At 44.0% G+C, this 14,347-nt stretch carries 14 protein-coding genes; 7 read left to right on the top strand and 7 right to left on the bottom strand.

Annotated features, from left to right (window positions below):
- The 5 genes from F0229_RS07645 to bolA form a co-directional block, all read right to left on the bottom strand.
- On the bottom strand, positions 1 to 633 hold the full coding sequence (locus F0229_RS07645; RefSeq protein ID WP_008223083.1) for an NADH:ubiquinone reductase (Na(+)-transporting) subunit D: 633 nt from the start codon (positions 631 to 633) through the stop codon (positions 1 to 3).
- The gene (locus F0229_RS07640) at positions 633 to 1,400 is read right to left on the bottom strand and encodes a Na(+)-translocating NADH-quinone reductase subunit C (RefSeq protein WP_017059911.1); all 768 of its coding nucleotides are present in this window, start codon (positions 1,398 to 1,400) and stop codon (positions 633 to 635) included. Before F0229_RS07640 ends, F0229_RS07645 begins: the two co-directional genes overlap by 1 nt.
- A complete protein-coding gene (locus F0229_RS07635; protein WP_017067139.1) occupies positions 1,390 to 2,634 on the bottom strand; it encodes an NADH:ubiquinone reductase (Na(+)-transporting) subunit B in 1,245 nt (414 codons plus the stop codon). The genes F0229_RS07640 and F0229_RS07635 overlap by 11 nt, the downstream gene beginning before the upstream one ends.
- A 5-nt stretch (positions 2,635 to 2,639) precedes the next feature.
- A complete protein-coding gene (locus F0229_RS07630) occupies positions 2,640 to 3,980 on the bottom strand; it encodes a Na(+)-translocating NADH-quinone reductase subunit A (protein WP_019823845.1) in 1,341 nt (446 codons plus the stop codon).
- Between the two features lie 521 nt (positions 3,981 to 4,501).
- Positions 4,502 to 4,810: a transcriptional regulator BolA gene (gene bolA / locus F0229_RS07625; RefSeq protein ID WP_017064186.1), complete on the bottom strand. Its 309-nt coding sequence runs from the start codon at positions 4,808 to 4,810 to the stop codon at positions 4,502 to 4,504.
- Positions 4,811 to 4,984: 174 nt separating this feature from the next.
- Here bolA and F0229_RS07620 point away from each other — a divergent pair, with 174 nt between their 5' ends.
- From F0229_RS07620 to F0229_RS07605, 4 genes are all read left to right on the top strand, one after another.
- Complete coding sequence (locus tag F0229_RS07620; protein WP_017068516.1) at positions 4,985 to 6,136, top strand: methyltransferase; 1,152 nt, start codon at positions 4,985 to 4,987, stop codon at positions 6,134 to 6,136.
- Between the two features lie 66 nt (positions 6,137 to 6,202).
- On the top strand, positions 6,203 to 6,772 hold the full coding sequence (locus F0229_RS07615; protein ID WP_017059907.1) for a YajG family lipoprotein: 570 nt from the start codon (positions 6,203 to 6,205) through the stop codon (positions 6,770 to 6,772).
- Positions 6,772 to 7,320 carry a peptidylprolyl isomerase gene (locus F0229_RS07610; RefSeq protein ID WP_017068517.1) on the top strand — a complete coding sequence of 183 codons (549 nt, stop codon included), beginning with the start codon at positions 6,772 to 6,774 and terminating at the stop codon, positions 7,318 to 7,320. The genes F0229_RS07615 and F0229_RS07610 overlap by 1 nt, the downstream gene beginning before the upstream one ends.
- Before the next feature lie 53 nt (positions 7,321 to 7,373).
- Positions 7,374 to 8,732, top strand: a complete 1,359-nt coding sequence (locus F0229_RS07605) for an MFS transporter (protein ID WP_146491381.1) — start codon at positions 7,374 to 7,376, stop codon at positions 8,730 to 8,732.
- A 66-nt stretch (positions 8,733 to 8,798) separates the two neighbouring features.
- Here the strand turns inward: F0229_RS07605 and F0229_RS07600 are convergent, their stop codons facing one another.
- Positions 8,799 to 10,145, bottom strand: a complete 1,347-nt coding sequence (locus tag F0229_RS07600) for a DUF4397 domain-containing protein (RefSeq protein ID WP_171732568.1) — start codon at positions 10,143 to 10,145, stop codon at positions 8,799 to 8,801.
- 586 nt (positions 10,146 to 10,731) lie between these two features.
- On the opposite strand from F0229_RS07600, the gene F0229_RS07595 reads away from it, so the two are divergent.
- From F0229_RS07595 to csdA, 3 genes are all read left to right on the top strand, one after another.
- Positions 10,732 to 11,544: an outer membrane protein OmpK gene (locus tag F0229_RS07595; RefSeq protein WP_136982357.1), complete on the top strand. Its 813-nt coding sequence runs from the start codon at positions 10,732 to 10,734 to the stop codon at positions 11,542 to 11,544.
- A 109-nt stretch (positions 11,545 to 11,653) separates the two neighbouring features.
- The gene (gene panE / locus F0229_RS07590) at positions 11,654 to 12,547 is read left to right on the top strand and encodes a 2-dehydropantoate 2-reductase (RefSeq protein ID WP_171732574.1); all 894 of its coding nucleotides are present in this window, start codon (positions 11,654 to 11,656) and stop codon (positions 12,545 to 12,547) included.
- A gap of 87 nt (positions 12,548 to 12,634) precedes the next feature.
- Positions 12,635 to 13,846, top strand: a complete 1,212-nt coding sequence (gene csdA / locus F0229_RS07585; protein ID WP_171732567.1) for a cysteine desulfurase CsdA — start codon at positions 12,635 to 12,637, stop codon at positions 13,844 to 13,846.
- Between the two features lie 69 nt (positions 13,847 to 13,915).
- Here csdA and csdE read toward each other — a convergent pair whose 3' ends face one another.
- A complete protein-coding gene (gene csdE, locus F0229_RS07580) occupies positions 13,916 to 14,344 on the bottom strand; it encodes a cysteine desulfurase sulfur acceptor subunit CsdE (protein WP_017059900.1) in 429 nt (142 codons plus the stop codon).
- Between the last annotated feature and the right edge of the window lie 3 nt (positions 14,345 to 14,347).

Raw genomic sequence — 14,347 nt, 5'->3', positions numbered from 1 at the left:
TTACCCCTTCGCTTCTACTTGTTCTGGTTTGAACACACGAATTGCCCAAATCAAGAAACCAATTAGGAAGAATGCAGAAGGTGCTAGAAGCATCAAGCCGTTTGGCTGATACCAACCACCGTTGCTCACTAGAGGTAGTACTTCCATACCAAATAGTTTGCCAGAGCCTAGAAGCTCACGGAAGAAACCAACAGTGATAAGAACGAAACCGTAACCAAGACCGTTACCAAGACCATCGATTAGAGATGGGATTGGCGCAGACTTCATTGCGAATGCTTCAGCACGACCCATTACAATACAGTTAGTAATGATTAGGCCTACGAATACAGATAGCTGCTTAGAGATATCGTATAGGTATGCTTTAAGCACTTGGTCTACCACGATTACTAGTGATGCGATAATTGCCATCTGAACGATGATACGCACACTGTTAGGAATGTGGTTACGGATCAAAGAAACGAAGAAGTTAGACAGAGCAGTAACGAACATTACCGCGATAGTCATAACAAATGCTGTTTCTAGCTTAGTGGTTACCGCAAGAGCAGAACACACACCAAGAACCTGTAGCGCGATTGGGTTGTTGTCCAACACCGGCGCTAAGATGCTCTTTTTAATTTCTTTTGCACTAGACATTAGTTCAGACCTCCGTCACGAACTTTTGCTAGGAACGGACCAAAGCCCATATCACCTAACCAGAAGTCAAATGTATGTTGAACACCAACGCTAGTCAGTGTTGCACCAGAAAGGCCATCTACACCGTGCTCAGAACCTTGAGGAGCGCCACCTTTAACAACCTGAATAGCAGGTTTGTGGTTTTCGTCGAATAATTTCTTACCAACGAATTGAGCACGCCAAGATGGGTTCTCAACTTCACCACCAAGTCCAGGAGTTTCACCTTGCTCGTAGTAAGTGATACCAGAAACTGTGTTGCCATCAGTTTCTACCGCAACGAATGCGTACATCATTGACCATAGACCGTTACCGTGAACAGGGATGATAACTTTAGAAGTTTCAGCGCCATCTTTCACAAGGTATACAGTACCCGTGTTAGCACGACGAAGGATCTTAGCGATGTCATCTTCAGCTGAAAGCTTGATTGACTGAGCTGGATCTTTTGCCGCTTTACGTTGGTCGTATGCAGCAGCATCGCCGTCAACGAAATCGCCAGTAGCGAAATCAACTAGACGAGGTTCAATGTTCTCTGCGTACAGTTCAGGGATATTACCCGCAAGTTCAATGCCCGCAACTTCAAGGATCTTAGTTTGCTGATCTAGAACCGCGTTAGCTTGTTGCTTAGGTTTAAGAACAACTGCAGCTGTTGAAACGATGATTGAGCACACTAGGCTCAATGCGATAACAACAAACAGCGTCTTTTTAATGCTATCGTTATTACTTGCCATAGCGCGCTAGTCTCCGCTTAATGTTCTTCTCGATTACAACGTGGTCAAACAGAGGAGCAAATAGGTTTGCGAATAGAATCGCAAGCATCATGCCTTCTGGGTATGCAGGGTTAACTACACGAATCATTACACACATTGCGCCGATTAGGATGCCGTACCACCACTTACCTTTGTTGGTAAATGAAGCTGATACTGGGTCAGTCGCCATGAAGAACATACCGAATGCGAAGCCACCTAGAACTAGGTGCCAGTGCCAAGGCATGCTGAACATTGCGTTAGTATCAGAACCGATCACGTTAAACAGCGTAGACACAGCAATCATACCGATCATTACACCAGCAATGATTCGCCATGAAGCGATACGCATGTAAACGATCATCGCAGCACCGATCATAAGTGCTAGAGTCGATACTTCACCGATAGAACCTGGGATGTTACCAATGAATGCGTCCATCCAAGTGATTGCTTCACCAGATGTTACGTTCATTAGTGCGCTACCGCCGCCTTGAGCCCATTGGCTAAGAGCAGTTGCACCAGAGAAACCATCTGCAGCAGTCCAAACTACGTCACCTGAAATCTGTGCAGGGTATGCAAAGAATAGGAACGCACGGCCAGCAAGTGCAGGGTTCAGGAAGTTACGACCCGTACCACCGAAGATCTCTTTAGCGACTACAACACCGAAGGTAATACCTAGTGCTGCTTGCCATAGAGGAAGTGTTGGCGGAACGATAAGCGCGAATAAGATAGAAGTAACAAAGAAACCTTCGTTTACTTCGTGCTTACGCACCATACAGAACAGAACTTCCCAGAAACCACCAACGATGAATACCGTTGCGTAGATAGGTAGGAAGTAAGTCGCACCAAGTAGCATCTTGCTGCCAACACCTGCATCGGCTCCTAAGGAGGCTCCAAGCATTTCGGTTAGCCAGTAGTGCCAGTTACCACTGATAACAGATGCTAGTTCAGCACCTGCATACATATGGTTAAGTGCTGCGATAGCTTGGCCACCCGCGTTGTACATACCCCAGAACATTGCTGGGAATACCGCGAACCAAACCATGATCATGATACGTTTTAAATCAACGCTATCACGAACGTGCGAGCTTTTCTTTGTAATAAGACCTGGCGTGTAGAACACTGTCGCTGCTGCTTCGTAAAGCGCAAACCACTTCTCGTGTTTACCACCTGGCTCAAAATGATGCTCGATGTCTTCAAGAAACTTTTTAAGGCCCATGAAAATTACCCTTCCTTCTCAATCGTATCTAGGCATTCACGAAGTAGTTGACCGTACTCGTACTTACCTGGACATACAAAGGTACACAATGCTACATCTTCTTCGTCTAGCTCTAGCGCACCTAGTGCTTGAGCACTATCAATGTCGCCTGCACATAGATCACGAAGCAGCAATGTAGGTTCCATATCTAGAGGCATTACGCGCTCGTAGTTACCAATTGGAACCATTGAGCGGTCACTACCGTTTGTTGTCGTTGTCATGTTGAACAACTGACCTTTAAACAGGTGACCAAGGAATGAACGAGTAACAGAGAACTTGTTCTTACCAGGCATAGCCCAGCCGAATAGCTCTTTATCACGACCTTCACGTAGAACAGAAACTTGCTGATGGTAACGACCAAGGAAAGCATGTGGACCTGTTGCTTCAGTACCCGTAAGTACAGAACCAGAAATCACACGAACTTCGCCTGGCATTAACTCGCTGTCTGTCAACTCTTCAAGGCTAGCACCAATTTGAGTACGAACTAGACGTGGGTTGTTCACCACTGGACCAGCCAGAGAAACAACACGCTCAGAGTAAATCTCACCAGTAAGGAAAAGCTTACCGAATGCGATAACATCTTGGTAGTTAATGCTCCACGCTACATTTTGTGCATTTACCGGATATAGGTAATGCATATGCGTGCCTGCAAGACCTGCAGGGTGTGGGCCATCAAAAACATGTTCTTCAACGTTAGACTGAGCTGAACGAGGTAAGCTAGTACCTTTTTTACAAACGTACACTTTACCGTTAGTCAGAGTTGAAAGAAGATCTAAACCAGCAACGAAAGCATCAGACTGCTCGTTAATGATTAATTCTGGCTCAGCTGCTAGCGGATTAGTATCCATAGCAGTAACGAAAATAGCCTGAGTTTCAGAATCAACTGCTGGAACCTTGCTGAACGGACGAGTTCGCAAAGCGGTCCATGCGCCAGACTCAACTAACTGAGCTTTAACCGTTTCACGGTCAAGGCCTACTAGTTGGTTAGCTTCATAGCTATTGAACGTGATTTGCTCATTGCCTGCTACTTCAATCACTACTGATTGAAGAACACGCTTAGCACCACGGTTCACTTCAATAACTTTACCGCTTGCTGGAGAAGTAAATACAACACCTGGGTTCTTTTTATCTGCAAAAAGAACTTGGCCTTTCTTCACTTCATCACCAACGCGAGCATGCATCGTAGGACGCATACCAACGTACTCTTCGCCTAGCAAGGCGACTTTAGTGATGGACTTACCATCATTAATCACCTGGGATGGAGTTCCTGCGATAGGAAGATCCAAACCCTTCTTTATTGTAATCATACGCACTTGCACTACTTTATCGGGAAAAAGATTCTTTTAATTGCGTAAATTCGGGACGTTTTAAAATCGCCCTTAGACACGACATTACAGTGTCCGGTTTTGGTAAATTTGAGATACCAAAATCGCAACATTACATTAATAAACCCATCACAAATATTATGTGAGATTTATCAGGTGCCGTATTCTAGCATTTTTTGACAACTTGATGCCATGACCAATAACTTGAATACGGCCTTTATTTGGTGAGATTTGAAGCATATGGACTCTCAAATATGTATAAATTTGACGAGCCGCACAGATAGATTGGCTTTTGAATCGTGTTTTAAACAAGAGATTAATACTCTGTCACAAACTAATATTTTACGAGTTATGTTGAAACACTGTTAATAAAAACATTACTCATTGTAGGTATTTTTAGTCGTTCAAATTGCCATCAGTTTGAGTGATATAACAACGAAAAACACATAGGTTTGGCGACAAAAAAGGCGGCATCACCACCTTTTGTCAATATGCTCGCTGTGTTACTTGCCACCACCCATACACATAGGGCTGTCTGGCACGTTATCGAGCTGCTTCATCCATTCATCTTTTGTATAAGTGTGAATGGACAGTGCGTGAATATTATTCGCTAGCTCTTCTGAAAGAGCTTTATTTACCGCTCGATGACGAGCAATAAGACGCAATCCTTCAAACACATCACTGACAACAATCACTTTAAAATGACTCTCAGAACCGGCCGGAACATTGTGCATATAGCTCTCATTAACCACGTTTAAATGACTTGGTGAAAACTCATTGTGCAATTTTGTTTCGATAACTTCTTGGATCATTGTGATTCCTTAATAACGTATTGGCATTATCCGTGGGATGAGTATAAACCCTAAGCGGTCGACTGTCTGAGTATTTGATAGCGAATGGCGTAGGTTTGGTTGAGTTTTTTCTATCTTGTTCAGCCTGCATTTGAGACAATATCTTTGTTATTTCTTACATAAGTATCTCAAGCAATGAAAACCGAACTTACCCTTCACGATAGAACTTTAACCTTACATCGTTTCCCGAAACGTTCAAATGAAACCCTTCAAGCTTGGGATGCGGGCGACGAATACCTGATCAGTCATGTTGAAGAGATGAACCTCGAACCTGGCAAACACATCCTGATCATGAACGACAGCTTCGGTGCCCTATCCGCTTGGTTCTCGAAAGATCATGATGTCACTATGATGAGCGACTCATTTATCTCTCACCGTGGTGCCCTGAAAAACTTGCAGCGCAATCAAAGTAACCGAGTGAACTTCTTGAACACGATGGATGATATCCCACACGGTATCGATCTTGTGATCATGCAGCTGCCAAAAACAAATCGTCACCTAATCTGGCAATTGAGTCAGCTACGCCAAGCATTGCCTGAAGGCTGCCAAGTGATCGGCGTCAACAAGGTAAAAGAGATTCACACCTCTACGCTTAACCTGTTCGAAAAATACCTAGGCGAAACCAAAACATCACTAGCGAAGAAAAAACACCGCTTAGTCTTCTCATCTCCAAACTGCCAGCCAATTCAAACGGTAGAGCCTTTTGTTGAATGGGATGTAGACGGTGAAGATATCCGCCTGAAAAATTTACCAAATGTTTACTCAGGGGAAGCACTCGATCAAGGCGCTCGCTATATGCTAGAGCACATCCCTCAAGATCCTGAGCTACGTCATATCATCGATCTTGGTTGTGGCAACGGTGTATTGAGTGTAAAAGCAGGGCAATTGAACCCACAAGCCCGTATCACCTGTGTGGATGAAAGCTTTATGGCGGTGGAATCGGCGCGCCAAAACGTCAAAGATAACCTTGGTGAAGAAGGCAACTTCCAGTTCATCGCCAACAACTGTTTAGATGGCTTCAAGAAAAACAGCACCTACTTAGTGATGTGTAATCCTCCATTCCATCAGCAACAAGCGATTACGGATCACATTGCGTGGCAAATGTTCTGTGATGCAAAGCATGTTCTAAGCAATGGAGGCAAATTAATTGTTATTGGCAACCGACACCTCGGATACGATGTCAAACTAGCAAGATTATTTGGTGAAGCTAACGTTGAAACGCTTGAACTAAACCAAAAATTTGAGATATTACAAGCAACAAGAGAACCTGCGAATTTTAATAAATAAGCAGAAACGACTTCACAAGAATTTAAGATACCGAGCTTCTGGTGTGAATTTAGAAAGGATAAAGGAATGAAAAAACTGATTTTGGCTGCTTCTATTATGGCTTTGACAGCATGTTCAGCCCCTCAGCAAGAACAGATCAATGTAATGCCAGAAGCTTCACTAAGCTCAAGCAACCTTGTACAAGGCAAAACATACACACTAACCAGTAAAGATGTTCGTGCCGCTCAATATGTTGCATTGGTTGATAGTGGCCGTTCAAACATTCAGCCAATTCACGCTAAGCAAAACATGCGTATTTCTCTAGAAAATGCTGTTGCACAGCAGTTAGAGTCTCAAGGTTTTCGTGCGAGCGTAAACAGTGAAAACTCGATTGTTTTAGAGATTCAAGAAGCACTCGTTACCGTAGAGCACACCATTATGGAAAACAAAATGGACGGTAAAGTAACGCTTGAAGTTACCGCTGAAACGCCTGAAGGCAAACTAGTTAAAACATTCAACGGCACTGCAACACGCACTGGTGCATTGAGTGCATCTAACGACGACATCTCTATGGTTCTTAATGACGTGATCAACTTGGTTCTTACTGAGATCGCTAACGACCAAGAGCTACAAACTTACATGAAGGAACGTTTCTAATGGGTCGTATTTTATCTTCTATCGCATTAATGCTAGTGAGCGTGAGCGTTTGGGCTGGTCCTAAAGTAAACGTGGAAACAACATTAGGCGACTTCACTATTGAGCTTAACCAAGAACAAGCACCGGTTAGCGCGGAGAACTTCCTAAAATACGTTGCAGACGGCAGCTACGAAGGCACTATCTTCCACCGTGTTATCCCTGGTTTCATGGCACAAGGTGGCGGCTTCGATCAAGACATGAATCAACAAGCGACTTATGCTCCTATCAAGAATGAAGGCAGCAACGGCCTGAAGAACGATACAGCAACAATCGCTATGGCTCGTACTAATGCGCCAGATTCTGCAACTCGCCAGTTCTTCATTAACTTCTCTGATAATGATTTCTTGAACGCAAAAGGTGGTAACCCAGGCTACGCTGTATTTGGCAAAGTAACTGAAGGTTTTGATGTTGTTCAAAAGATGGCAACCATTCCAACCAAGCGAATGGGCCGCATGTCAGACATCCCAGTCGACCCAATCGTCATCACTAAAGTGACCCTTCTTAAGTAATCCAATGTAACGCCCTTATTTCTTAAGGGCGTTTTTCTATACAAGGACGCCCTATGTCATCAGGCACTCCCTCTCTTTCTTGGATGCAGACTTTTCGCAGCTACCTAGATAAACGTCTACTTTGGGTGTTTATGCTCGGCTGTTCGAGTGGCTTCCCATGGGTTCTTATTGGATCCAACATGTCTGGCTGGCTAAAAGATGCAGGTTTAACGCGTGCTGCCATTGGCTACTTTGGTAGTGTGTTTGCCGTGTATGCGATTAACTTTTTATGGGCACCATTGGTAGACCGAGTAAAACTGCCGGTGCTTCACGCAATACTCGGCCAGCGCCGCAGTTGGATCTTTTTCTGCCAAACCATTGTTTTAATCGGCACCTTATTCATCGCAGGCGTCAATCCCGCAGAGAATTTGGCGTTTACCTCAATGTTGGCGCTCGCTATTGCCATTGCCTCAGCCACGCAAGACATCGCGATTGATGCATTTCGTATTGATACCTTCCCAAAATCCGAAGCATCAAAACTGCCGCAAGCTTCCGCAATGGCCGTAATTGGGTGGTGGACGGGGTATTCACTACCAGGCTACCTTGCCTTTATTAATGCAGACTCAATCGGTTGGAATGGCGTGTATTACGGAATGGCAGGTGTCGTTGTTGTATTAATGCTGTTTACTCTTTTTGTCGGAGAGCCAAATACACAACGTGAAGCCCTACAAGAACAAGCACAACAGCGACACAATAAAGTGGTCGGCTCAAAGCTTGTCGCTTGGTTCAGTGTGACGGTAATTGAACCATTTTATGATTTCTTCAAAAGAAACGGAGTTCAAGTTGCCATTACTCTATTGCTGTTTGTGTTCCTATTTAAGATAGGTGAAGCCTTCCTAGGTCGCATGTCGATCACCTTCTATAAAGAGATAGGTTTCAGTAATGAACAGATCGGTCATTACTCCAAGTTAATTGGCTGGGGCGCGACGATATTCTTCACTTTGGTAGGCAGTGTCTTCAATGTGAAATTCGGTATTGTACGCGGACTGATGATCGGCGGTGTGGCAATGGCGGCCAGTAATCTAATGTTTGCGTGGATCGCTCACACTGGCCCGAGTGAAACCTTGTTCTTGGCAACCATCATTGTCGATAACTTTACAACTGCGTTTTCAACCGTAGCGTTTGTCTCTTTCTTAACACTATTAACCGGGCAAGCTTTCTCAGCGACACAGTATGCCTTGTTAGCATCGTTGGGGAATTTCGGTCGAACAACGCTGGCTTCATTCAGTGGTGAGTTGGTTGATTACCTCAATGATTGGTCAACCTTCTTTATACTAACCGCACTTATGGTGATTCCAAGTTTGATCATGCTCTATTCGTTGCGCCACTTTTTCACAGATTTACTGGAAAAAGCAAAAACCAACCAAGAATAGAGTCAAAGAAAACAAATAAGAAGAGGGTAGCATTGATCTACCCTCTTCTACGTCCTGTCTTCAGATCTAGTCTGTTGTTTCACTGACAATTAGGTTAAAACCCGTACCCATCGAATCATCAATCGCCACGACTTGATACACCACACCATCAGCTAAGGTTGCGGGCGCAGAGTCGATAGCCACAACTGACGGCTGACCCGCTACAGTAATCGTCACAAAGTAAGACCCCGCCGCAACATAAATGCCATTCGCATAATCTCTGAATTTCACATCACTTAGCGCCGGAGTGCTACCAGAGATCCCCGCGTTTTCTGTTAAGTAGATATCCACCGATGCCGCAATTGGGTTAGCAGCGGCGTGGGTAATGTTTAACACCGCACTGGTCGCAACCGGACGACGGTTTTCAGGAACAACCAAAGGTTCCAAATTCAGTGGACTTACTGTCCCTACCGCATAGATGCTGTAATCCATGCCAGCAAATACAGCTAATCCATCAACATCAATAAATGACGGAGACGTCGTTCCCGTTTCGTATATATCAATATCATAACTGTCTGCTGCTAAATCTAAGAAACCGCGAATTTCGTTAAACATTAAACCATCAAGAGGAGCAAACTTAGAAGAATTAACAAATACATCTACAGCTGGTGCACCATCAACCAAATGCCCCACTCTCACTTCTGCCTTTTCTGCCATATCGTAGATTAAAGATGAACCCTGACCATCCATCACCATCAACTTCACCGGAGATACACTGTTTGAGTCAGCTCTTGATACCGCTGCAATCGTTAGCTCGCTACCGCCAGAAAGAGTGATTTCTCCAGAGTCAAAAGCAATAGCACTACCGCTCACGGTTTCTAATCTCACTCGGTATTGCCCTGCTGGGATATTGAGTACGTCAGTAAAGTCCTTATAACCGAGAGTACCAAGCGGAGCGCCCAATGGGTCATTCGGTGCCGTTACATATAAGTTCACATCTCCAACCCCTGTTGCCGCGTGAACAACTTGCACATCTAAACTTGAACTTGTTGCCGTTCCCTCAGCAGGCCTTGTAACAACTAAAGCCTCAACCGGGTTATTAGAACCATCAGCATCGCCGACCACCATTACGGTGTAATCTAGATCACCGCTCAAATCGAATTGGCTTGGCGGAATCACAGTCGCTACTGCGTCACCTGGGAGTTGGACATCGACTTGCAGAGTGGTTTGGCCTTGATCTACTGAGGCATATCCGGATGCTTGAGCATAATCAACATCGCTCCAACGAGCCTGACTATTTACTATAACGTTAGCCAACGGGGCATCTGGCGATGCATGTACAGCTTGTAGTTGAGTTGTTGATTCATCGTCGTCATCACACCCAACAATAAATAGGGCTGAAATCGCTACCGCGAGTATTGGTGAATATTTCATCGGTCTTCTCTCCAAAAAAGTTAGACCAGTTCGTCACACAAATGATTAGTCCAATAACTAACCTTTAAAAATTGTCTCAAAACCTAGTGCAGTGAACTGTCTTTAATTCTCCGTGATTCAAAAAGTAGCTAGGTTCAAGGTCCTAGTCACTTATCACATGAGTTGTTCATCAATTGATTCCAACATCATTACGCAGTTGGTCAAAAATAGATCAAAGACAAGATTGAAAGGAGGTTTGAATGAGTCATTTTTAAAGAGAAAACGCTTAGAAATGAATACTGTTGATTTTGATATGCATATCACTCTATTTAGTATAATCGTTTGCTTAGAGCGGTTATTCACCAATTTATCTACAAAATAATCCAATTTCACAAAATCAATAGAATTAGAGGTGCATCAGGATGCATTGCCACCGTAAAGTTCCATCATTTAGATCATTAGTGTGATCGATCTCACCTTAATAATTGCAATTTTCACTCTGTCTCACTTTTATTTGAGAACAAAATCGCTATTATGCTCTGCATTCGGACGACGTAAATACTTACCAGTTTTCGGGTCACTTATTTTAAACATAGAGAGTTCCATTATGCGTAAATCACTTTTAACTCTTGGTCTACTTGCTGCAACTTCAGCTCCTGCAATCGCAGCTGATTATTCAGAGGGTGTTCGTAGTAACGACTATTCATGGATGCAGTTTAATATCATGCATGTGCTTGATGAAAAGCCAGGAGATATCGACCACACTTACCTAGAAATGGAATTTGGCGGTCGTTCTGGAATTTTCGATCTTTATGGCTACGTTGATCTATTTAACCCAACAAATAACTCAACGAGCGCTAAAGATGGTGCTGACCGTCTGTTTATGAAGTTTAACCCACGTATGTCACTGGATGCAGCGACAGGTGTTGATTTATCTTTTGGTCCGCTACAAGAGCTCTACATTGCCAGCGAAAACATCATTGATGGTGGTGATAATGGCTATACTACTAAATGGGGTATCGGTTCTGACATCATGGTGCCTTGGTTTGGCAAAATGCAATTCAACCTATATGCACGCCACGAACTAACATCGCATGAGTGGAATGGTTACCAGATCTCGACTAACTGGTTTAAACCATTTATTAACTTTGAAAACGGTTCTTTCATCTCATACCAAGGCTACCTAGATTACGAATTCGGTATGGACGATACTGCTGATAACCTATCAGGTCACGGCGGTGCAATGTACAATGGTATTTACTGGCACTACAAGAACTACGCAGTAGGTTATGGTCTAAAACTTTACAGCAATGTTTATGGCCTACAAGACGGAGCTTATTTCGATAATGCAGCTCCTGAAAATGGTCGCTTCTCTACGTCTGGCGCAGCTCACTACTTTGCAGCGACGTACAAGTTCTAATCGAACCTCTGACAAAATTTCCTAAATGGCACCCTCGGTGCCATTTTTTATTGCTTTCATTTATGGCCTCGTTATCCTTGCAGCATCATTTTCTTATCTCGGTATTGCTGTGAATATCACGATTGTTGGGCCTGGTGCTATCGGCTCTTTATGGGCAATAAAACTGCTTCAAGCTGGTCATAATGTCTCTTTGTGGAGCCGTTCTTCCGACCACTCCATTGAGCTATCACTTGATGGACAACCCTCTCTCCCTATCAGTAACAACAATATCGAACGATTAGCCGCGAGTGATCTGGTTATCTTCACAGTCAAGGCTTGGCAAGTAGAAGAAGCCACCACTCCGTTACTTCAATATCTCGACTCTGACACCATTCTCATGTTCATGCATAACGGAATGGGCGCGGTCGACAACATTGCCACTCAAATTAATGCTCACCCGATAGTATTGGCAACCACGACCCAAGCAGCATTCAAACCTGATCGTAATAGTGTATCTCATACAGGAATAGGACAAACCCAGTTGGGTGCTTTTAACCAAACGGGTCAACAGTGCACGTTTTTGGTTGATGTATTGGATGATGCTCTCCCCACTGTGAGTTGGAACCCACAAATAGAAACCGCGCTTTGGGCTAAACTCGCCATCAATTGTGCTATCAATCCACTTACTGGGTTGGAACAAATCAAGAATGGTGAACTTGCAGACCAAAGGTTTGAGGGTATTTTAAGTTCTATCGTTGAAGAGCTCACACAAGTTATGCAGGCCGAAGAGATCGCTTGTTCATTCGACGGATTAGAAGCAAGTGTCAAGCAGGTCATCCAAGCCACGGCGCAGAACAACTCATCCATGAAGCAGGATATGTTTTACCAACGCAAGACAGAGATCGACTTCATCACTGGACACCTAATAAAAACAGCGCTTAAACATCAGATAGAAGTTCCTGTTAACCAAAAGCTGTTCAATCAGGTCAAAGAGCAAGAAAATAGCTGGAATCATCAAGATTAGTCAGCAACGGTCAACAAGTCGCGATAAAATAACAATACCGCTAAGCATAACGCTGGCACCAATTTCCAAGATTTTAGGTAAGAATAGATGCTTGATATCAATCACATCCGAGAGCAGTTTCCTGCGCTATCACAAACCATCAATCAACAACCATTGATTTACTTAGACAGCGCGGCAACGACACAAAAACCTCAGGTAGTTATTGATGCCATTAGCCAATATTACTCCAAACAAAATGCCAATGTTCACCGTGGTAGCCATAGCTTAACAGCGAACGCGACCAGTCAGTTTGAAGCTGCCAGAGATAAGGTCGCTCAGTTTATCGGTGCAAGCTCTTCAAAAGAGATCATCTGGACTCGCGGTGCAACCGAAGCGCTCAATTTAATTGCTCAAACTTACGCAAGAAGTATTCTTCAGCCTGGCGATGAGATCTTAGTGAGTGAAATGGAGCATCACGCTAACATAGTTCCTTGGCAAATTGTGGCAGAACAAACCGGGGCTAAAGTCGTTAAAGTACCGATGACACCGGATTGCGAATTTGACCTAGTCGCGTTTGATACGCTTTTAAATGAACGAACCAAGATTGTTGCATTAGCTCAGGTAACCAACGTAACGGGTTCTCGTCAGCCAATTGAAGCTGTCATAGAAAAAGCACACAAGATGAATGCGATTGTTGTGGTCGATGGCGCGCAAGGCATCGTCCATGAGCCTATTGATGTTGCAGCTTTAGGTGCGGATTTCTACGTATTCTCTGGACACAAGCTCTATGCCCCTGCGGGCATCGGTGTGCTTTACGGCAAGCTTGAATTGTTAGAAGCGATGCCACCTTGGCATGGTGGTGGCAAAATGGTCGAGCGCGTCTCTTTCTCTGGCACTACTTTTTCAGAACTGCCTGGCAAATTCGAAGCGGGCACGCCAAATGTGGCAGGAGCCATAGCACTAAGCACCGCAATAGAATGGTTAAGTGGTTTTGTACAACAAGATGTCGAAAATCATATCCACCAACTACAACACGAGACTTATCTTGCTCTCAGTAAACTGGATGACATTCAGATTTTAGGGTATCAACCTAACGCAAGTGTGATTACTTTTGTTATGGATGGTGTTCACCATCAAGATATAGCGACTCTACTGGATCAGCAAGGTATCGCAGTACGTGCAGGACATCATTGTGCTCACCCATTAATGGATGCACTTAATGTGAAAGGAACGGTTCGAATTTCATTTGGTATTTACAACAACATGGATGATGTTGAAAAGCTCGTAGCGGCGATAGAAAAAGCCGTTGATATGCTTTAGGGAGTAGCGAAATTACTTAGGGTTGGCGTTTAACGTCAACCCTTTTTGCTTCTGTGTATCAAGGAGATATTAAGCACTTAGCTCTTGGATTTGAGCAACAATCGCTTTTAATCCATTACCGCGAGATGGGCTAAGGTGGGTAATTAGACCGATTTGTTCAAAGTAACCATCAATATCGAACGCTTGAACCTGCTCTGATGTTTTTCCATCATACGCAGCCATCACTAATGCAATCAGACCGCGCACAATACGAGCATCAGAATCAGCACAAAAGTGCCAAACACCGTCGATATTTTGAGAAACCAACCACACTTGGCTTTCACAGCCAGAGACAATCACCTGCTCACTTTTCAGTTCATCAGGCATCGTTGGCAGTTTCTTACCCCATTGAATCACTTGGCGATAACGGTCTTCCCAGCCGCTGAATGTCTGCATCTTCGCGACGATATCATCACTGGTAATTTCAGTGCCGAATGGAGAGCTTGGGAATGTGGTCATTTT

This window comes from Vibrio sp. AIC-3 (genome assembly GCF_013114515.1).
In the GTDB taxonomy this organism is placed as follows: Bacteria; Pseudomonadota; Gammaproteobacteria; order Enterobacterales; family Vibrionaceae; genus Vibrio; species Vibrio crassostreae_C.
Note: the sequence above shows the minus strand (reverse complement) of the source record. Positions and strands in the feature narration are given on the sequence as shown.